Source organism: Streptomyces sp. NPDC049954 (genome assembly GCF_040656295.1).
Taxonomy (GTDB): domain Bacteria; phylum Actinomycetota; class Actinomycetes; order Streptomycetales; family Streptomycetaceae; genus Streptomyces.
The window spans coordinates 1-19370 of sequence record NZ_JBFALS010000010.1 but is presented as its reverse complement, the minus strand read 5'-3'; the positions used below and the strand labels follow the sequence as shown (position 1 = coordinate 19370).

The 19370-nt window shown below is 74.3% G+C and carries 16 protein-coding genes and 1 pseudogene; 10 read left to right on the top strand and 7 right to left on the bottom strand.

Features of this window, described 5'->3' with window-relative positions:
- Positions 1 to 323 precede the first annotated feature (323 nt).
- Positions 324 to 707: pseudogene (locus AB0J21_RS23080) on the bottom strand (hypothetical protein); the annotation flags it as partial.
- A 542-nt stretch (positions 708 to 1249) separates the two neighbouring features.
- Between AB0J21_RS23080 and AB0J21_RS23075 the strand changes: the two are divergent.
- The 4 genes from AB0J21_RS23075 to AB0J21_RS23060 all read left to right on the top strand — a co-directional run bounded on the left by AB0J21_RS23075 (position 1250) and on the right by AB0J21_RS23060 (position 5617).
- Positions 1250 to 4102: a nitrate- and nitrite sensing domain-containing protein gene (locus tag AB0J21_RS23075; protein WP_363147970.1), complete on the top strand. Its 2853-nt coding sequence runs from the start codon at positions 1250 to 1252 to the stop codon at positions 4100 to 4102.
- Complete coding sequence (locus AB0J21_RS23070; RefSeq protein WP_363147969.1) at positions 4099 to 4542, top strand: roadblock/LC7 domain-containing protein; 444 nt, start codon at positions 4099 to 4101, stop codon at positions 4540 to 4542. Before AB0J21_RS23075 ends, AB0J21_RS23070 begins: the two co-directional genes overlap by 4 nt.
- A gap of 9 nt (positions 4543 to 4551) precedes the next feature.
- The gene (locus AB0J21_RS23065) at positions 4552 to 4947 is read left to right on the top strand and encodes a DUF742 domain-containing protein (protein ID WP_363147968.1); all 396 of its coding nucleotides are present in this window, start codon (positions 4552 to 4554) and stop codon (positions 4945 to 4947) included.
- 73 nt (positions 4948 to 5020) lie between these two features.
- Entirely contained in the window at positions 5021 to 5617 is a 597-nt protein-coding gene (locus AB0J21_RS23060; RefSeq protein WP_363147967.1) for an ATP/GTP-binding protein, read from the top strand.
- 20 nt (positions 5618 to 5637) lie between these two features.
- On the opposite strand, the gene AB0J21_RS23055 is transcribed toward AB0J21_RS23060, so the two are convergent.
- Positions 5638 to 5994: a DUF962 domain-containing protein gene (locus AB0J21_RS23055; protein WP_363147966.1), complete on the bottom strand. Its 357-nt coding sequence runs from the start codon at positions 5992 to 5994 to the stop codon at positions 5638 to 5640.
- Positions 5995 to 6078: 84 nt separating this feature from the next.
- Between AB0J21_RS23055 and pyrE the strand changes: the two genes are divergently transcribed.
- The 3 genes from pyrE to AB0J21_RS23040 all read left to right on the top strand — a co-directional run bounded on the left by pyrE (position 6079) and on the right by AB0J21_RS23040 (position 8156).
- Entirely contained in the window at positions 6079 to 6600 is a 522-nt protein-coding gene (pyrE, locus tag AB0J21_RS23050; protein WP_363147965.1) for an orotate phosphoribosyltransferase, read from the top strand.
- A gap of 105 nt (positions 6601 to 6705) precedes the next feature.
- Complete coding sequence (locus tag AB0J21_RS23045) at positions 6706 to 7530, top strand: M15 family metallopeptidase (RefSeq protein WP_363147964.1); 825 nt, start codon at positions 6706 to 6708, stop codon at positions 7528 to 7530.
- Positions 7531 to 7598: 68 nt separating this feature from the next.
- Positions 7599 to 8156, top strand: a complete 558-nt coding sequence (locus AB0J21_RS23040; protein ID WP_363147963.1) for an NUDIX domain-containing protein — start codon at positions 7599 to 7601, stop codon at positions 8154 to 8156.
- On the opposite strand, the gene AB0J21_RS23035 is transcribed toward AB0J21_RS23040, so the two are convergent.
- Positions 8147 to 10561, bottom strand: a complete 2415-nt coding sequence (locus AB0J21_RS23035; RefSeq protein ID WP_363147962.1) for a TIM-barrel domain-containing protein — start codon at positions 10559 to 10561, stop codon at positions 8147 to 8149. The genes AB0J21_RS23040 and AB0J21_RS23035 overlap by 10 nt on opposite strands.
- 234 nt (positions 10562 to 10795) lie before the next feature.
- On the opposite strand from AB0J21_RS23035, the gene AB0J21_RS23030 reads away from it, so the two are divergent.
- Positions 10796 to 12781, top strand: coding sequence for an acetoacetate--CoA ligase (locus tag AB0J21_RS23030; protein WP_363147961.1), 1986 nt, complete (start codon positions 10796 to 10798; stop codon positions 12779 to 12781).
- Positions 12782 to 12823: 42 nt separating this feature from the next.
- Here AB0J21_RS23030 and AB0J21_RS23025 read toward each other — a convergent pair whose 3' ends face one another.
- Entirely contained in the window at positions 12824 to 14143 is a 1320-nt protein-coding gene (locus tag AB0J21_RS23025) for an aminotransferase class I/II-fold pyridoxal phosphate-dependent enzyme (RefSeq protein ID WP_363147960.1), read from the bottom strand.
- A gap of 173 nt (positions 14144 to 14316) precedes the next feature.
- On the opposite strand from AB0J21_RS23025, the gene AB0J21_RS23020 reads away from it, so the two are divergent.
- Both AB0J21_RS23020 and AB0J21_RS23015 read left to right on the top strand, forming a co-directional pair.
- Positions 14317 to 15540: an MFS transporter gene (locus AB0J21_RS23020; protein ID WP_363147959.1), complete on the top strand. Its 1224-nt coding sequence runs from the start codon at positions 14317 to 14319 to the stop codon at positions 15538 to 15540.
- Between the two features lie 36 nt (positions 15541 to 15576).
- Complete coding sequence (locus AB0J21_RS23015; RefSeq protein ID WP_363147958.1) at positions 15577 to 16533, top strand: hypothetical protein; 957 nt, start codon at positions 15577 to 15579, stop codon at positions 16531 to 16533.
- Positions 16534 to 16630: 97 nt separating this feature from the next.
- Here the strand turns inward: AB0J21_RS23015 and ptsP are convergent, their stop codons facing one another.
- The 3 genes from ptsP to AB0J21_RS23000 form a co-directional block, all read right to left on the bottom strand.
- A complete protein-coding gene (gene ptsP, locus AB0J21_RS23010; RefSeq protein ID WP_363147957.1) occupies positions 16631 to 18301 on the bottom strand; it encodes a phosphoenolpyruvate--protein phosphotransferase in 1671 nt (556 codons plus the stop codon).
- 88 nt (positions 18302 to 18389) lie between these two features.
- Complete coding sequence (locus AB0J21_RS23005) at positions 18390 to 18839, bottom strand: PTS glucose transporter subunit IIA (RefSeq protein ID WP_363147956.1); 450 nt, start codon at positions 18837 to 18839, stop codon at positions 18390 to 18392.
- A 173-nt stretch (positions 18840 to 19012) separates the two neighbouring features.
- Positions 19013 to 19370 (bottom strand): hypothetical protein (locus tag AB0J21_RS23000; RefSeq protein WP_363147955.1); only part of this gene is annotated, 358 nt, incomplete at its 5' end.

Sequence of the window (19370 nt, the reverse complement as noted above, 5' to 3'; positions counted from 1 at the left end):
GAGCCGAGTCGATCTACTCGGCTCCGGTGGCTCTCCCGCCCTCGTACGCGGCCCTACGCGGCCGCGCTCTCCGTCTCCGCCCGACGAGCGGCCTCGGTGCGGCCGGTTTCGCGGCGGCGGGCCTCGCTCCCGGCCCCGGTCTCCGCGCCCGTCGCGGCAGCCTCACCGGACCGCCGCGCGGCGGGAACACCGTTGGACGGGGCCCGGCGCCCGGCGGCGGCCGGGGCGGCGGCTCGCGCGGCGGCGACCGTCCTTTGCGATCCGCCCACACCGGGGTCCCCGTCGGCGCCGGCCGGTTCCCCGGTCCTTCCGCGTGCCGCGTCCCTGGCCGCCGCACGGGCCGCCCGCCGGGCCCGGCGCCGCTCCCGGCGCAACTGCCGTGCCGTGCTGCCGGGCAGGGACTCCACACCGTTGCGCTGGTTCCACACCTGGCGGGTCACCCACACGTCGAGCACCGCCCAGGTCGCCACCACGGTGCTCGCCACACTGCTGATCACCATGGGAAAGGCGAGCCAGGAACCGGCGAGCGTGCACAGGAAGGCGGTCACCGCCTGGCTCAGGGTCAGTGCCACGACGATGACCGCGCGCACCGCGGAGGTGCGCACCGGATCGGGCAGCCGCCGCCGTACCGCGGGCTCCTCGACCCACAGCGAGTCCCGGCGAACCGACTCCCGCCGCCGGCGCGCCACTTCCGTGTCCGCCTCCATGTCCTCCCCGTACTCCGCGAGACTCCAGTCGGGCAGCGGAGTGTCGAAGTCCTCTTCCGCGGGCTTCCCGGGGCGGGCCCCCGCACTCTCCCGGACGTCCTCCGTCCCGCGCTCTGCCGTGCTCATCAACCCGTCAACTCCCCACTCTCACGGACCGGGCCACCGCCCGGGGGCTGCGGGCGGCCTTTCTCTTCGCTGCCCGCCCCGCGCGGCTTTACCCGTACGGCCGCGGCACGCCGCTCACCTGCGGCCCGTACCGGAACCGTTTCCCTACGGACAGACGTACGGCAGGGCCGCGAGGTTCTCCCGCGCGGTCTCCGGCATCCCCCCACTGACCTGCCATCTCGCGCAATGACCTGACACCTCCCGAATGCTCCCACGCGATCCGGCCGAAAAGTATCCGGACATGTCTTCGAGTTGTCGCTGAGGCAGTAGTAGAGTCACGCCGATTCACGAGGAACGTGCGCCCCTCCCAACGGGGCCGGTTCCCGGTGGCCGGCTGCCGGTCCGGGGCCGGCAGGGGGTCGGATCTGGGGGAGACCATGCGCTTTCGCGGGAAATCGATCCGCAGGAAGATCGTGGCGCTGCTCCTGGTGCCGCTGCTCTCGCTCGGCGCGGTCTGGGCCTACGCCACCGTCATCAGCGGCCAGGAGGCCTACCAGGTCCTCGGCGTGAGCGAACTCCTCGACCGTGGCGCGCGCCCCGTCCAGGAAGCCACCCGGGCCCTCCAGCACGAGCGCCTGCGCACCCTCGTCTACCTCGCCGACCCGCGCGGCGCCGACGTCCTCGAAGCGCTGCGGCGCAGCCGCACCGGCACCGACACGGCGCTCGCGAAGGTCGAGGAGGTGGCCCGCGACCGCGGGCTGCGCGAACGGATGAACCCCACCTCGCGGTCCGAACTCACGGACCTCGTCGACGGCTTCAAGGACCTCGAATCCATCCGCAGCACCGTCGAGGACAACCGCGTCTCGCGCACCACCGCGCTCGACCTGTACACCCGGCTGATCAACCCCTGCTTCGGCTTCCTCACCGACCTGCGCTCGGTCAAGGACGTCGCCCTCGACAAGTACGGCCGGGGCGTCGTCGGCATCGACCGCGCACGCGAACTCCTGTCCCGCGAGGACGCCGTCGTCACCGCGGCCCTCACCCAGGAACGGCTCGGGCGCGAGGAGATCCAGAGCGTCTCCGACCTCGTCGCGCAACGCGACCTCGTCTACGAGACCAACCTCGCGCTGCTGCCCGAGAGCGAGCGCAAGGAGTTCACGGCGTACTGGTCCGGCGGCCGGACCTCGGCGCTGCGCGACGCCGAGTACGGAGTGAGTCAGTCCGTGCCCAGCGCCCCGAGTTCGGTGAGCGCCCGCATGTGGTCCGAGGCATCGGGCACCGTCCTCGACACCCTCGCCGCGCGCAACGACCGGGCCGAGACCCGCTACCGCGACAAGATCAGCCCGTACGCGCACGGGGTGCTGCTGCGTGCCACCCTGGCCGGCGTCCTCGGCCTGCTCGCGCTGCTGCTCTCCGTCTACCTGTCGCTGCGCATCGGCCGCAGCCTCGTGCGGGACCTGTCCGGGCTGCGCCGCCAGGCGCACGAGGCGGCGGGGGTGCGCCTGCCCGCCGTCATGCGCAGACTCGCGGCCGGCGAGGAGATCGACGTAGAGACGGAGACCCCGCGCCTGACCTACGAGAAGGACGAGATGGGCCAGGTCGGCCAGGCCCTCAACACGCTCCAGCGGGCCGCCGTGGAGGCCGCCGTCCGGCAGGCGGAGCTGCGCCAGGGCGTCTCCGAGGTCTTCGTCAACCTGGCCCGGCGCAGCCAGGTGCTGCTGCACAAGCAGCTCACCCTGCTCGACGCGATGGAACGGCGCACCGAGGACACCGACGAACTCGCCGACCTCTTCCGCCTCGACCACCTCACGACCCGTATGCGCCGGCACGCCGAGGGCCTCGTCATCCTGTCGGGCGCGGCGCCCTCGCGGCAGTGGCGCAGACCGGTGCCGCTCATGGACGTCGTGCGCGCCGCCGTCTCCGAGGTCGAGGACTACGAACGCGTCGAGGTGCGCCGGCTGCCCCGTATCGCGGTGACCGGCCCCACGGTCGGCGACCTCACCCATCTGCTCGCCGAACTGCTGGAGAACGCCACGGTGTTCTCCCCGCCGCACACCGCCGTCCAGGTCCTCGGCGAGCACGTCGGCAACGGGTTCACGCTTGAGATCCACGACCGCGGCCTCGGCATGGCCCCCGAGGCGATGCTCGACGCCAACCAGCGCCTCGCCGAGACACCCGAGTTCGAACTCTCCGACACCGACCGTCTCGGCCTGTTCGTGGTCAGCCGGCTGGCCCGGCGCCGGGGCGTGCGGGTCTCCCTCCAGCCCTCCCCGTACGGCGGGACCACCGCCGTCGTGTTCCTGCCCGAGGCCCTGCTGACGGAGGCCGGGGACACCGACGGCGCCGGACTGCGGATCGGCGACCTGCCGCCGTCCCGGGAGGAGAAGGGACTGCCGCGCCGCACGACCCGGAAGGGCGCGGGCACACAGGAGCCGGGCCGGGTCCCGGCCGCCGCGCACGCGGTGCTCGACGGCCCCGTGGAACTGGAGGCCCCGCTCGGCGTGACGGGCCTCGACGCCCCGCACGAGCCCGACGAGACCGACGACGACGGCACCGAGCACGGCGGACTGTTCCGCGCCCGCGGCAACGGCAGGGGCCCCGCCGGTGACAACGGCGGCGAACAGCACCAACAGGCCAGGGACGAACGCGAGACCGCGATCGCCGGGGCCACCGAGGGCGGGGACCGGCCGAGGGGCCCGCTGACGGACCTCGGCGCCCTGCCGCGCCGGCCGGTGCCCAAGCTCGTCAGCTCGCACGGCAGGCCGGTGCGCGGGGAGAGCCCGGACGGCGCGGCGGAGGCGGAACGCGCGCGGACGGGAACCGCGTCCCCGGGCGCCGCCCGGCCCGAGCCTTCCCCGGAAGCGTCGTCGGCGCCGTCGTCCGCACCGGACAGGGCCTCGGCCACGAGCCCCGCCCCGGACCGCGCCCCGGCCTCGGCGCCCACCACGGCCCCCGGACGTCCGCCGGCCGGACCGGGCGGGCTGCCCCGCCGGGTACGGCAGGCCAGCCTGGCGCGGCAGTTGCGCGAGGAACCGCCGCCCGCCCCGGCGGCGTCGTCCACGGCACAGAACGCCGAACGCGACGCCGACGAGGTGCGCGAGCGCATGGCGGCCCTCCAGCAGGGCTGGCAGCGCGGCCGCGTCGAGACGGGCGAGGAGCCCGGCGGCACGGCGAAGGACACGACGGCCGGTTCCCGACCGGCCGGCCAGAACGCGGGGCGGGCCGGTGCCACCGGACCCGCCTCCGACAGCACAGCGCCACGAACCACACCGGAAAGGGACGGTCGATGACTGCACCAAGGGCCGTTACGTCACCCGCGAATGCCCCAGGCGGCACCCGCGAACTCAACTGGCTCCTCGACGACCTGGTCGCGCGGGTAGCGAGCATCCGCAAGGCGATCGTCCTGTCCGGAGACGGGCTGCCCACCGGCGTCTCGGAGGACATCGACCGTGAGGACAGCGAGCATCTCGCCGCCGTCGCCTCCGGGTTCCACAGCCTCGCCAAGGGGGTGGGGCGGCACTTCGAGGCAGGCAGCGTCCGCCAGACCATCGTCGAACTGGACGAGGCGTTCCTGTTCGTCTCCGCGGCCGGGGACGGCAGCTGCCTCGCCGTGCTGGCCGGTTCCGACGCCGACGTCGGCCAGATCGCCTACGAGATGACCCTGCTCGTCAAGCGGGTCGGCGCCCATCTGGGCCAGGCCCCCCGCTCCGACGTGTCCGCCGGGGGGTAGAGGCAGGACATGAGCGACGCCGGTCACGAGAGCGCCCGCTGGTTCGACGACGAGGCGGGCCCGGTCGTACGTCCCTACGCGATGACCCGGGGCCGCACCAGCGGCGCGGGACAGCACCGGCTCGACCTCATCGCGCTCGTCACCGCCGCCTCGCCCCCGCAGGACGCGACGGGCGACGCGCTGCTGTCCCCCGAGCACATGGACATCCTCGGGCTCTGCGGCGACGCGCCGCAGTCCGTGGCGGAACTCGCGGTCGGGCTCGACCTGCCGGTCGGCGTCGTCCGGGTGCTCATCGGCGACCTCGCCGAGGGCGAACTGGTCACGGTCACCCGGCCGGTACCGCCCGCCGAACTGCCCGACGAGAGCATCCTGCGCGATGTCATCGACGGGCTGCGCGCCCTGTGAACCGGGGCCCGCACCGCTCACCCCGCACGTCCCCGTCGCGCACACCGGCGGGGACGGCACGAGAAGAGGCCGTATGAACACCTCACTCGCCTCCGCCGCGCCCCCGGTCACCCTGAAGCTCCTGGTGGCCGGCGGGTTCGGGGTCGGCAAGACCACCCTCGTCGGCGCGGTCAGCGAGATCCGTCCGCTGCGCACCGAGGAAACGCTCACCGAGGCGAGCCGCCCCGTCGACGACGTCCGGGGGGTGGAACACAAACGCACCACGACCGTCGCGATGGACTTCGGCCGCATCACCCTGCGCGAGGACCTCGTCCTCTACCTCTTCGGAACCCCCGGCCAGGACCGGTTCTGGTTCCTGTGGGACGAACTGGCCCAGGGCGCGCTGGGGGCGGTGGTGCTCGTCGACACCCGCCGACTGGAGGACTCCTTCTCCGCCGTCGACTACTTCGAACGCCGCGGCATCCCCTTCGTCGTCGCCGTCAACTGCTTCGAGGGCGCCAACCGGCACCCCGCCGACACCGTCCGCGAGGCCCTCGACCTCGACCCGCACGTCCCGGTCTTGCTGTGCGACGCGCGCGAACGGGCTTCGGCCAAGACGGTGCTCATCGAGGTCGTGGAACACGCCAGGGCCCTCGTCGCGGCGGCCGGGCAGCCGACCGCCGCCAGGTGAGGCCGGTCGCCCCGCCCGTTTCACGGGTGCTCGGCGAGCCACTTCCGCGCGGTCTCGGCGAGTTCCCCGTCGCGCCCGGCGAGCATCATCCGGATCATCCGCACGTCCCCGCGCAGCGACCACGCCGGATGCCCGAAGGTCGCCGGATTGTTCTTCTCGATCAGGAAGTGCGCGGGCCAGGCCGTGCCGTACCCGAGGAGCGGAAGGGCCACCACGTACCGCCGTCGCCCGCGCGCCAGCCCGTACGCGCTCACCGCGAGCCCGCTCAGCGTGCCGGCGAGATGCACCCACCGGGTCGCCGCCCGGGAGTGCATGGCCACGTAGTACGGCCAGAACTCCTCGTAACCGTCGAACTCCCGTTCCGCTCCCTGCTCCATGCGGGCACGGTAGCGCGCGGGACAGCGGGACGGGAGGGGAGCGGGAGGGCTCGTACGATTCCGGCGAGCGGGATACTGCCGATCATGACAACTGACGAACTCGCCCGCCGGGTAAACGCCGTGGCCCACCTCACCGGCGACTTCCTGCTCCGTTCGGGACGCAGGAGCACCGAGTACTTCGACAAGTACCGCTTCGCGTCGGACCCGGCGTTGCTCGACGCCCTGACCCTGGAGATGGCCCGGCTCGTGCCCGAGGGCACCGAGGTCCTCGCCGGCCTCGAACTGGGTGGTGTCCCCGTCGTCACCGCCCTCGCCCGGCACACCGGGCTGCCCTGCGCGTTCGTCCGCAAGGAGGCCAAGCCCTACGGCACCCGCAGGCTGGCCGAAGGCGCCGAGATCGGCGGCCGCCGCGTACTGGTCGTCGAGGACGTGGTCACCAGCGGCGGGCAGATCGTCCTGTCGACGGGGGAGTTGCGCGCGCTCGGCGCGGAGGTCCGCGAGGCCCTGTGCGTCATCGACCGGCAGCAGGGCGGCACCGAGGCGCTCGCGGCGGACGGGATACGCCTGCGGTCCCTCCTCACCGCCGACACGCTGCGCGCCGCCTGAGGCCGCCCCAGGTGCCACCGCGCGGTCCGGCCACTCCCGCGGTTGTATGCGATGTGCTGTCAGGCACCTGTGGGACGAGGGTGGTTCCTGGTAGACCGGTGCTCCATGAGACGACGACTTCCCGCCCCTGTGCGTGCCCTGCTCACGCTCGCGACCGTCACCCTGCTCGCCGTCGGCGCGACCGTCGCCCCCGCCCAGGCCGGGCGGGGCGCCGGACGCGACCCGAAGGCGCCCGCGTCCTTCGTCGAGCTGCGCCGGGTCGATCCGACGATCATCGAGGAGATCCGCTACTTCACGCCGCACAACTTCATGGGCGTGCCCGTCACCGGGTACGAACAGCCGCTGTGCCTGCTCACCCGCTCCACCGCCGAGGCCCTGCACCGCGCCCAGCGCACGCTGCTGCGCCAGGGGTACTCCCTCAAGGTCTACGACTGCTACCGGCCCCAGCGCGCCGTCGACCACTTCGTCGCGTGGGCCAAGGACCTCGGCGACCAGCGGATGAAGGCCGAGTTCTACCCCCGCGTCGACAAGACCCGCCTGTTCGAGGACGGTTACATCGCGGAGAAGTCCGGCCACAGCCGCGGCTCGACCCTCGACCTGACCGTGGTGCGGCTGCCGGCCCTGCCCACCCGCCCCTACCGGCCGGGCCAGACGCTCACCCCGTGCTACGGGCCGAAGAAGGAACGGTTCCCCGACAACTCCGTCGACACCGGCACCGGTTTCGACTGCTTCGACACGCTCGCCCACACCGAGGACCCGCGCGTCACCGGCGTCCAGCGCGCCCACCGCCTGCTCCTCAAGACCACCCTGGAGCACGAGGGCTTCACCAACCTCCCCGAGGAGTGGTGGCACTTCACCCACCAGCCCGAGCAGTACCCCGACACCTACTTCGACTTCCCCGTCGCACTGCGCTCCCTGCAGCGCCCCTGACGGCACGCCGGAGGCACGGCGGGGGAGGGGGAGAGCAAAGGTTCGACGGGATCGGATAAAGTCCGCGCGTGTCCCGGACTCAGCCCACCGCCGACGGTCCCCCCGCCCCCGCCCCCGCCCGGCCGGAGCGGGACTCCCACTGTTCGAGCTGCGGAGCGCGCTACCCCGATCCGGCCGGCTGGCCCCGCACCTGCCGCGCGTGCGGAGCGGTGGCCTACGGCAATCCGCTGCCGGTGGCGGTCGCCCTCCAGCCCGTGTACGACCGCTCCGGCACCGGACTGGTCGTCATCACCCGCGCGATCGAGCCCGCCCGGGGCACCGTCGCCCTGCCCGGTGGCTTCGTCGACCACGGCGAGGACTGGCGGCACGCCGTCGTACGCGAACTGCGCGAGGAGACCGGCATCGAGGCCGCCGTACGCGACGTACGGCTCGCCGACGCCCTCTCCTCGAACGACGGCCACCTGCTCCTGTTCGGCCTGCTGCCCGTACGGCCGGCCGCCGAGCTCCCCAGGTCGGTGCCCACCGACGAGACCGACGGCCGCCACGTCCTGCGGGCACCCGCCCGGCTCGGCTTCCCGCTGCACACCCTCGCCGCGCAGGCCTGGTTCGAGGGCCGCTACATCTGACCCCGGGCCGCCTGCGGCCCGGGCCCCGCGCCGCGCACCCGCACCGCGCGGCCGGTGTCCGGACCGTCGTCCGTCCGCTCCACGACCACCCGCCCGTCCGGCTCGCGCCGCGAGACGTAGCGCTCCACCACCGGCTGCTCCCAGCCGTCCCCGGGGCCGACGACGACCGTCCCGCCGCTCCCGGCCTGCCCCTCGGCCGGCGCCCAGACCTCCAGCTCCGTGGCACCGTCCGCGCCCCGCACCGGGATCACCGCCCCCGCCCGCGCGAGGACCGCCGGACGCGACAGCGGCGCCGCCACCTCGACCCCGCGGGAACCCGTGTACGCCGTTCCGGTCGCCGTGTCGTACCAGCGTCCCGGCGGCAGTGGCACCGTCCGCCGCCGCTGCCCGGCCGCCAGCACCGGGGCCACCAGCAGCGCGTCACCCAGCAGGAAGGCGTCCTCGCAGTCCCGCAGCGCCCGGTCCTCCGGGGCGAGCCACCACAGCGGACGCGCCCACGGAGCGCCCCACAGCGTCCCGTACCGGGCCAGCGTCACGAAGTACGGCCGCAGCCGCGCCCGCTCCCGCAGCACCGCCCGGACCTGCTCGTCCCGTCCGGCATCGGCCAGCGCCTGCGGGCCGGTGCACAACAGGGGCAGGTACGCCGCCAGTTGCAGCGACCGCAGCCCCAGCTCCCCGTCCCCCGACACCTGCGGACCGCTGAACGGCACCCCGCACAGCCCGAGCCCCAGCACCCGCCCCAGCGAGGCCCGCAGCGCCTCCCATCCGTCGGCCGCACCGGCGGGCGAGAGCCGCACCCCGCCGTACCGCTGGGCCCCGGCCCACCCCGAGTCCGAGACGAGGAAGGGGCGCGAGTCCTCGGACCGCCGGGGCGGCGGCACGACGGAGCCCGCCACGCCAGGGCCGACACGCGGCGCGGCGGACGGAAAGCCCGCCCCCTCGTCGTGGACGAAGGCGGCGTACCCCTCGGCGGGCCGCCGCCCGTCCTGGCCGCCCTGCCACCCCCGTACGCCGGTGTCGGTGAAGTCCGGGCGGCGCACCACCGCCACCGTGCGCACCCCGAGGCCGGCCGGCCCGGCGACCGGCGCCACCGGGCCGGGGAAACCTTCCCGGTCGGGACTCGACGGACCGTCACCGGCCCCGTCCGCCACCGCCCCGGGGTCGAGAAGCACCGCGTCAAGGGGCAGCGCCCGCGCGCGCAACCCGCGCACCAACTCCCGCACCTCTCCGGCACCGAGAGCGGGACCGGGTGCGTGGTGATGGCCCAGCGCCCAGTCCGGCGGCGGCACCGGCGCCCCCGTGAGCGAGGCCCAGCCGTAGGCGAGCCGCTGCGGGGGGCCCACCACGATCCAGTACCGCACCGGACCGCCACGCATCCCCAGCACGGCCACCCCGGGCCGGTCGTGCCCGGAACCGGCCCCCTCCACCCCCTCCCGGACGGTGAGCGTCCCCTCCCAGGTCGTGTCGTGGAACACGAGATGAGCCCCGGCGTCCGCCACCACGACCTGCACCGGCATCCGCAGGCCGCCGGCCGCGTCCCGGGCGCCCAGCGGGTACGCGCCCGACACCAGCCGGAACCCGGCGGCCCCCGCCCCGTCCGGCCGCGCGCCGCCTCCCGCGCTCCCGGCCGGTCCGCCGCCCGCGAGGGACCCGAAGAAACGCGCGTCCGCGCCCACCTCGGAGCGCTGCTCCCAGCGCCCGCTTCCGGCCTCCGGCCCACCCGGCTCCTGGCCCCAGGGGGCTTCCCGCCGCCAGGACAGGCCGTCCCGCTCCGCGTCCGCCACGGGGAGCGGCGGCGGCTCCCGGTTCTCCACGGCCCCCGCCGCCCCGTCCCGGCCTTGCGGGGACGCCGCCCGACGGCCCGGTACGGTGACCCGGCCGGCGTCCCCGGCCGGGTACGCCGGACGCGCGGTACGCGGCTGCGCCGACCGCTCCCACCAGCGCGGCGGCTCGTCCCTGCGCAGCACCACCCCGCCGGGCGTGCACACCTCGACCGTCCCGCGCCGCGACACCGTCAGCGTCACCCGCTCCGCGACGATCCGGTACCCGCCCTCCGTACCGGGCTCCAGCAGCACCCGCTCGTCCGGATCGGCCGCCCCCGCCTCGGCGAGGGCGTACGAAGGACCGGGCCGCGCCCCGTCCCAGCCGAGGAACACCGCGCCCCGCACGGTCACCCGCACGTACAGGGCCGAGCGCCCGAAGCGGATCAGGCCGCCGCCCGGCTCCGGCTCGACCCCCGTGACGGCACCGGGGACCCGCGCACGCTCCCCGCCCCGCCCCGCGGCCCCGGAGACCTCCGCCTCGGCGCGGCACGCGCGCACGGCGGCCCGCCAGGCCCGCAGCCCCAGAGCGGGGCCGCCCGCGCGGGCAGCCGCCACCGAACGCACCAGGTCACGACCGATCATGGAGCCAGAGTGTCACCGAATCGCCCGCACGGGGCCCGCGTTCAGCTGCCGTTCACCTGAGCCACCCGGTCCCGGCCGTTCCCCGCCACGAACCGCGCGCGAGCCCCGCCCGCCCGGGCGCCGAGGAACACCGACACACCCGCCCCACCCGCGGCTGCCCTGGTGTGCGACCGCGACCCGTGGCATCGTCGCCGAGGACCGCGCACCACCCCGGAGAACCAGGGAGCCGCCCCCGTGTCCACCGCCGCGCCGCAGCCGCCCCAGCCGCTCTGGGAGCCCGACGAGGCCCGCGCAGCAAGCGCCGCAGTCAGCCGTTTCCAGGCCTGGGCCGCCGCACACCACGGCGCCCCCGCGGACGGCGGATACGCCGCCCTGCACCGCTGGTCCGTCGCCGAACTCGCCACCTTCTGGCAGAGCGTCGCCGAGTGGTTCGACGTCCGGTTCTCCACCCCGTACGACCAGGTGCTCGCCGACGACGCGCTGCCGGGCGCGCGCTGGTTCACCGGCGCCCGCCTCAACTACGCCGAACACGCCCTGCGCGCCGCGGAGGACCCGCTGCGCGCGGGTGAGGCCGCCCTCCTGCACGTCGACGAGACCCACGGCCCCGAACCGGTCACCTGGACCGAACTGCGCCGCCAGGTCGGCTCCCTCGCCGCCGCCCTGCGCGAGCTCGGCGTGCGCCCGGGCGACCGGGTCAGCGGCTACCTGCCCAACGTGCCCCAGGCCGTCGTCGCGTTCCTCGCGGCGGCGACGGTCGGCGCGACCTGGACCTCCTGCGCCCCCGACTTCGGCGCCCGCGGCGTCCTCGACCGCTTCCAGCAGGTGGAACCCGTCGTCCTGTTCGCCGTCGACGGCTACCGCTACGGGGGCAGGGAACACGACCGCCGCGAGACCGTCGCACAACTGCGCGCCGAACTGCCCACCCTGCGCGCCCTCGTCCATGTGCCCCTGCTCGGCACGGCCGCCCCGGACGGCGCCCTGGACTGGGCCGGCCTGGTCGCCGCCGACACCGAACCGGTCTTCGAGCAGGTGCCCTTCGACCACCCGCTGTGGGTCCTCTACTCGTCCGGCACCACGGGGCTGCCCAAGGCCATCGTCCAGTCCCAGGGCGGCATCCTGCTCGAACACCTCAAGCAGATCGGCCTGCACTGCGACCTCGGCCCCGGCGACCGCTTCTTCTGGTACACCTCGACCGGCTGGATGATGTGGAACTTCCTCGTCTCCGGCCTGCTCACCGGCGCGGGGCTCGTCCTGTACGACGGCAGCCCCGGCTACCCCGACACCGCCGGGCAGTGGCGCGTCGCCGAGACCACCGGTACGACCCTGTACGGCACCTCGGCCGCATACGTCATGGCCTGCCGCAAGGCGGGAGTGCACCCGGCCCGGGACTTCGACCTCAGCCGCGTGCGCTGCGTCGCGACCACCGGCTCGCCGCTCCCGCCGGACGGATTCCGCTGGCTGCACGAGGAGGCGGGCGAGAACCTGTGGATCGCCTCGGTCAGCGGCGGCACCGACGTGTGCAGCTGCTTCGCCGGAGCCGTCCCCACCCTCCCCGTACGCCTCGGCGAGCTCCAGGCGCCGAGCCTCGGCGTCGACCTCCAGGCCTGGGACCCCGAAGGCCGGCCCGTCGTCGACGAGGTCGGCGAACTCGTCGTCACCCGGCCCATGCCGTCCATGCCGATCCGCTTCTGGAACGACCCCGACGGCAGCCGCTACCACGACAGCTACTTCGCCACCTACCCCGGCGTGTGGCGGCACGGTGACTGGATCACCCTCACCTCGCACGGATCGGTGATCATCCACGGGCGCTCCGACTCGACCCTCAACCGGCAGGGCGTCCGCATGGGCTCCGCCGACATCTACGAGGTCGTCGAACGGCTCCCCGAGATCCGCGAATCCCTCGTCCTCGGCGTGGAACAGCCCGACGGCGGCTACTGGATGCCGCTGTTCGTCCAGCTCGCCGAGGGCGTCGTGCTCGACGACGCGCTGCGCGCCCGCGTCGCCGCGGCCCTGCGCTCCGAACTGTCCCCGCGCCACGTCCCCGACGAGATCATCGAGGTCCCCGCCGTCCCGCACACCCTCACCGGCAAACGCATCGAGGTCCCCGTCAAACGACTCCTCCAGGGCACCCCGCTGACCGAGGCCGTCAATCCCGGTTCGGTCGACGACGTCACCCTGCTGCGGACGTACGAGGAACTGGCCCGCGAACGCTCGTCCTGAACACGGGCGCACCGGGCCCCACCGCGCCCGGTGCGCCCGCGCTCACCCCCCGTACGTCGCCTCGCCCTCGCGCAGCACCTCGGCGAAGTCGGCGGCCAGCCGCTGCGCACCGGCCGGCTCCAGCGTCGCCGTGGTGATCCGTACGGCCGGGGGCGAGGCGATCCGGAACCGTGCCCCCGCAGCCGTCCACCAGCCGCGCGAACGCAGACCGCCCACCACCGCCGACTCGTCCCGCACCGGTACCCACACGTTCATCCCGCTGCGCCCGTAGGCCGGGACCCCCCGGCGCTCCAGCGCCCCGACCAGCGCGGACCGCCGCTCGGTGTACGCCGCACCGGCCTCGCGGACGCGCCGCGCCACGGCCTCGTCCGTCAGCAGCCGCGCCACCGTCTCCTGAAGCACCCGGCTCACCCACCCCGAGGTCATGAGCATCCGCCCGTCGTGCCGGGCCAGCGTCGCGGGATCGGCCCCCAGCACCGCCCACCGCAGGTCCACCCCCAGGTGCTTCGACACCGTCCGCACATGCGCCCACCTCGGCAGGCCGCAGGCCGCCAGGGCGTACGAGTCCGCCCCCGAGATGTCCGCGTTGTGATCGTCCTCGATCACCAGTACCTCCGGATACGCGTGCAACACCTCCAGCAGGGCGTCCCGCCGCCGGGGTGTGAACGCCCCGCCCCGCGGACACTGCGCCCGCGGGCTGCACACGAGGGCCCGCGCCCCGCCGCGCAGCGCGTCCCGCAGTTCCCCGGGCCGCACCCCCTCGTCGTCCACCGCCACCGGCACCTGACGCAGCCCCAGGGCGGCGACCAGGTCCAGCAGATGGTGGAAGCCGGGGTCCTCCACCGCGACCGCGTCCCCCGGCTTCAGCTCCGTGGACAGCAGCCGCGCGACGCAGTCCAGCGCCCCGTGCGCGAAGGACACCTCCTCGGCGGGCACCCCGTCCCGCCGCAGCCAGGCGGCCGACAGCTCCTCCAGCTCGCGCAGCCGGGGAGCGGCCCGGTGCGAGCCCGGCACCGGCGGCACCGGGGACGGGGGAGTCAGCGTCGGCAGGAAGGCCGGATCGGGATGCCCGCCGGCCAGGTCCCGCACCCCCTCCGGCACCCGGGGCGGCCGCCGCGAACCCACGGCGGCGGTCGGCGCCACCACCGTCCCGCCGCGCCCGAGCGTGACGACGACGCCCCGCCCGCGCAACTCCTTGTACGCCGCCGCGACGGTCCCCGGACTCACGCCCAGCCGCTCCGCGAGCCGGCGCACCGGCGGCAGCGCCGTCCCCGGCGCCAGCCCACCCGTGCTCACCCCGCGTTCGACGGACGCGGTAACGGCCTTGGCAGTGTCCCCACTGATCTCATATTGTGTTGCCACGTACATGAGTATGTATCAATACATAAACCGAGGCAAGGGGTTGGCCGCTTCCGCCGCCACCGGGCCACGGCGAATCAGGGGGACTGATGGCCGGCAGCGGCCCGACACCACACCGCACGAGCCGCCTGCGGGCTGCCCTCGACTCCGTACCCGGGGGCCGCGACGGCCGCCGCATGCTCCGCGTGAACCTGGTCGACAAGATCGGCACCGGCATGTGGGCCGGCACCTCCGCGCTCTACTTCACCTACGTCACCGGCCTCTCCGTCGCCCAGGTCGGCCTGCTCGTCGGCCTCTCCGGCGCCCTCGGCGTCGCGGGCTCCCCGCTCGGCGGCCTGCTCGCGGACCGCTTCTCCCTGATCCGGCTGCTGGCCGCGACCCAGGTCCCCCGCGTACTCGGCGCGCTCGCCCTGCTCACCACCGATGACTTCCGGCTCCTGCTCCTGTACTCGGCCGTGGGCAGCCTCGGCGACCGCTCCTCCAACGTCCTGACCAAGCTGTACGCGACCCGCGTGGCCGGCCCCGAACGGGTCAGGTACCAGGCCCTCAACCGCACCGGCATGAACATCGGCTTCGCGATCGGCGGCCTCGCGGCCGCGGTCGCCCTCGGGTTCGCGAGTACGGCCGTCTACCGCGCCCTCCTGGTCGGCGACGCCCTCTCCTTCCTCGCCGTGGCGGCGCTGGTCCTGCGCTGCGGAGAGGCCCGGTCCCCCGCCCGGGTGGTCGGCGGATCGCCCGCGGGCTCGGGCGCGGCGGCCCCGCAGGAGAACAAGGCCCCGAACCCCTGGCGCGACCGGACCTACCTCCTCTACACGCTGACCGAGACCGTCCTCTTCGTGGACGACGCCGTGTTCAAGGTCGGTATCCCGCTGTGGATCGCCCACGCCACCGACGCCCCCCACGGGTTCGCCCCGATCCTGCTGGTCCTCAACAATGCCCTGGTCATCGGCTTCCAGCTCCCCCTCGCCCGCTTCGGCGCCACGCCCCACCAGGCTCGCGCCGTCCTCGTCCCGCTCGGCCTCGCCTTCGCCACCGGGGCGGCGGCGTTCGCCCTCTCCGCCGGTGTCGGGACCTGGGCCGCCGTACTCGCCCTCGTGCTCGCGGCCACCGCCTTCACTTTCGCGGAGATGCTGCACGCCACCATCTCCTGGGAGCTCTCCGTCGCCCTCGCCCCCGAGCGGGCCCTGGGCGCCTACCTCGGTGTGCACGGTCTCGCCCAGTCCGCCCAGCGCAGCCTCGGCCCGCTCGCCGTCACGGCCGTCATCAGTACCGGTCCGCTCGGCTGGGCGATCCTGGGAGCGGCCCTCGCGGGCACCTGTCTCGGCCAGCACCGCCTGGTCCGCGCCCCCCTCGCCGAGAAGCGATTGTCAGTCCCGGCGATTACGGTGAGTGACGAATGAGCAACAGCTCATGACGTTACGTCACCAGGGGGAACCATGGCACGACAGAAGACCACCACCCAGCCGCCGGCCGGCGAGCGATCGTCACGCGGCACCCGGCCCCGGCAGCGCGACAGCGGTCTGCACCGCGAGATCACCGGCACCCTCGCCCTCCTCACCGACGAGGAGGACTTCGCCCGGATGCGCCGCTACCGCACCTTCCCCTTCGACACGCACACCGCCTACCTCGACGAGGCGGACCGCTGCCTCAAACAGCGCGCTGCACAGGGCAGGCACACGACCCTGACCCTGTTCGACCCCGAGGAGTACGAGGAGTTCTGCGCCGAGTCCGGCCTCGAAGCGGACGACCCGGCCAGCCGCGCCCGGTTCACAGCCCACCTCCAGAGCTGCGGACCGGCCGTCCCGTACGAGGGCCGCCCCCTGAGTGAACTCCTGCCGCACCTCGTGGACGCCGCGGTCCGCCAGGCGACCTTCGCCTACGCGAGCGAACTGCTCGGCGACGCGGGGGACTGCGCGGACTGCGGCGAGAGCCTGGGCCGCGCCGCCTTCGACCACGCGGCCCACCTCCTCGTGGCGGTGCTCCAGGTCGCCGGGCCGGGGGACCACCACCTCGTGTGCAGCACGAGCGCGCCCTCCGGCACCCTGCTCGCCGACCTCGACGTCACCGTCACTCCGGACGGCGCCTTCCGGCTCGACGAGACCGACGCCCTCGACCTGACCACGGTCCTCGCCTCGGCCCTCGCGACCGAGGCGCCCTCCGGGCTCGTCGCGCGCACGGCCCGCACCGGCCGACCCGACAGCGTCCGGGGCTGGCGCCTGCGGGAAGCGACCCTGCGCCCCCTGTCGGCCGCCGAGGTCTTCGACGCCTACTGCACGGACACCGAGACGGGTGAGCCGATCCCGCCCGAGCCCGGCGTGGACTACCGGGCCGCGCCCGCCCTCGACCTGTTCCACCCCGACCGGCTCCACGGCCACGAGGGAAGGAGCGACTGAGCGGAGCCCGCAACAGCGCCGGAGGCGTCCTGCCCGGCCCGGGCGGTCGGGCAGGACGCCCCCGACGAGAAGCGGACGCCGCGCGGCCGAACCGTGCCTACTCCCCGGACAGCACTCCCTGAGCGGCCTGCCGTGCCTCCTGGGCCGAATCCGTGGCCCGAGCGGCGGCGGCGGCCCGCTCGCACTGCGCGAGGGTGTGCTTGGCGAGAGTCGCGCGTACATACGGGATCGAGGCCGCACCCATCGACAAGGAGGTCACACCGAGCCCCGTCAGTACACAGGCCAGCAGCGGATCGGCGGCCGCCTCCCCGCACACGCCACAACTCTTGCCCTCGGCCCGGGCCGCCTCCGCGGCGAACGCCACGAGGTCCAGCAGGGCGGGCTGCCACGGGTCCTGCCAACGGGCGACCGCGCCCACCTGCCGGTCCGCGGCGAAGGTGTACTGCGCCAGGTCGTTGGTGCCCAGGGAGAGGAACTCGACCTCCCGGAGAACCGACCGGGCCCGCAGGGCGGCCGCGGGAATCTCCACCATCGCCCCGAAGGTCCCGGGCAGCCCCGCCGCCCGGCAGGCGTCGGCGAAGGCCCGCGCGTCGGCCCGGTCGGCGACCATCGGCGCCATGACCTCCAGGTGCACGGGCAGGCCGGCGGCGGCGGTGGCCAGCGCCGCCAGCTGGGTGCGCAGCACCTCCGGGTGTTCCAGCAGGGAGCGCAGCCCCCGCACGCCGAGCGCGGGGTTGGGCTCGTCGCCGGGGGTGAGGAAGGACAGCGGCTTGTCGGCCCCCGCGTCGAGCACTCGCACCACGACACGGCGCCCGGGGAACGCCTCGAGGACCGAGCGGTACGCCGCTACCTGTTCACCTTCGGAGGGCGGCCGTCGGCTGTCGTCGAGGAACAGGAACTCGGTGCGGAACAGTCCGACACCCTCGGCACCCGCCTCGATCGCGGCCGGCACGTCGGAGGGGCCGCCGATGTTCGCGAGCAGCGGCACCATGTGGCCGTCCGAGGTCGCGCCCGGGCCGTGCGAGGCGGCGAGGGCGGCCTTCCGCTGGGCCGCGGCCGCTTCCAGTTCGGCCCGGCGGCGCGCGTCGGGGGAGACGAACACCTCTCCGGAGCTGCCGTCCACGGCGACGACGGTGCCCTCGGCCAGCTCCCCCGCTCCGGGCAGCGCCACCACGGCCGGCACGCCGAGCGCGCGCGCCAGGATCGCGCTGTGGCTGGTGGGTCCACCCTCCTCGGTCACGAAACCGAGGACGAGTGTGGGGTCGAGCAGAGCGGTGTCGGCCGGCGCGAGATCGCGGGCGATCAGCACGTAGGGCTCGTCGCTGTCGGGGACTCCCGGCATCGGCACCCCGAGCAGCCGGGCCACGATGCGGTTGCGCACGTCGTCGAGGTCGGCGACCCGGCCCGCGAGGTACTCGCCCGCTCCGGCGAGCAGGGCGCGGTAGGAGGCGAAGGCGTCGTACACGGCGCGCTCGGCGGTGGACCCGACGGCCACGCGGCGCTCCACGTCGGACATCAGCTCGGGGTCCCTGGCCATCATGGCCTGGGCCTCCAGTACGGCCTGTGCCTCGCCGCCCGCGAGGTTGCCGCGCGCCGTGAGGTCGGCGGCCACGGCCTCCACCGCCTGCCGGGCCCTGGCCTGCTCGCGGTCCGCGTCCTGGGCGGGAATCCGTCTGGCGGGTGGTTCCAGTACGGCAGTCCCCATGTGCCGTACCTCGCCGATCGCCACTCCGTGACTGACCCCTACGCCCCGCAGCACTGTTTCCATCTCACCGTCTCCTGTCACCACGGCGCGAGAGCGCCGCGCTCTGCCCGGTGTCCCGTCCGGCTCGTCCTGTGCGGAGCACGGGTCGGGTTCACTCCCAGTGGAAGAGAGCATCCCCGCTGAGGACGTCTCCGCTCTCGACCATGTCCGACAGCGATTCCCCGGTCGCCTCCAGTGCGACCACCGGACAGATCGGGGACTTGCCGGCCTCTTCCACGGCAGCGGGGTTCCAGCGCACGAGAGGCTGTCCGCGCCGCACGGAATCCCCCTTGTTCACCAGCAGCTCGAAGCCCTCCCCATTGAGCTGCACCGTGTCGATGCCCAGATGGGTGAGGACGCCGTGGCCCTCGCCGTCGACGACGACATAGGCGTGGGGGTGGAGGGAGACGACGACGCCGTCCACCGGGGACACGGCCTCCGAGGGCTCGCGCCCGGGATCGATGGCCGTGCCGGGGCCCACCATCGCGCCGGAGAACACCGGGTCGGGTACGGCGGACAGTCCGACGGCACGTCCGGAGAGAGGTGAGGTCACATCGGTCATGGCAAGCCTCCCAGGGGGGCGAAGTCCCGCGCCGCCCCCGCTGATCAGGCACGGCGCACTCGCGAGCAGCGTAAGTCACAGCTCGTCCCGATTCCGGCAGGCAGCGGCCAGTTGGCCGAGGTACGGGGCCCGCGGAAACGATTTGCACCGCCCGCGCCCGGGCCTGTACAGTCTTAGACCTGCCCGCGACCGGCCACGCCGAAGGCGACCGGATGGGCAGCACCCACCACTTCGGATCCACTCCCTTCCGGCTTGGCGTCTGCATGTCCGCAGACCCTGGTCAGAACCAGGAAAAGGAACTGATACGGTGGGAACCGCCGGAAAGGGAAACGGAAAAGCCGAAAGGCCGGACCGGGAACCGGAAAGGCACCGAGGAAATCAGGACCGCGAGGATCTGATAGAGTCGGGAACACGAAATACCGAAGGGAAGCGCCCAGAGGAAAGCCCGAGAGGGTGAGTACAAAGGAAGCGTCCGTTCCTTGAGAACTCAACAGCGTGCCAAAAGTCAACGCCAGATATGTTGATACCCCG